Genomic DNA, 607 nt, shown 5'->3' with positions numbered 1-607 from the left:
CTCTGGCTCAACAAACCGGGAGCATACCTGCTGATTTTCAACTGAACTCATGAAATATCCTTTATCGCCGCTTCCAGGGCTTTATTCTGGTCTGACACGCTGCGGTTGAATGGCGCTGTGCCAAATACGCATTTCTCACACCATATCTGAAGCTCGTCGTCCGACATCCAGGTCACTACCACCTGCAACAAAGTTATTGCCACCATCGCCTCCCAGGTCATCAGTACTGCAAGTATTCGGATCCCTAAAAACTCCCAGGCCAAAAAACCTGTAATTTTTCCGGCTACTTTTTTAGCCATCGGTCTACTAAACTGTTCCAGCAGAAGACCAACTGATTTTGTGACAGCCAGTCCATCTACAAAAGTTTTCAACACCATCACACCCATCAGGCAAAAACGTTTATTCTTAAATTCATCTACTGCTGAAGCACCATCAGTAAACACCGAAATCGCCGAAGCAAACCCACCCGCTACCGCCCCAACGCCCTTGACCCATGAAACCGTAAGCTTACCGGCCTCCAGCCCTTTTTCTACTGCCGGTAAAATAACCGTCGTCCCCTGGCTCACCATCGCCAGACCGCTGGCCAGCAGGCTCGCCAGCGGCTTCT

Annotated in this window: 1 protein-coding gene; it reads right to left on the bottom strand. The window is 49.9% G+C overall.

Annotated features, from left to right (window positions below):
* Positions 1-47 precede the first annotated feature (47 nt).
* The coding region (locus L977_RS24790) for a hypothetical protein (protein ID WP_047626383.1) at positions 48-607 on the bottom strand (560 nt) is incomplete at its 5' end.

Source organism: Enterobacter sp. ZOR0014 (genome assembly GCF_000798855.1).
GTDB classification, from domain to species: domain Bacteria; phylum Pseudomonadota; class Gammaproteobacteria; order Enterobacterales; family Enterobacteriaceae; genus Enterobacter; species Enterobacter kobei.
This window is presented reverse-complemented; position numbering and strand designations above follow the sequence as displayed.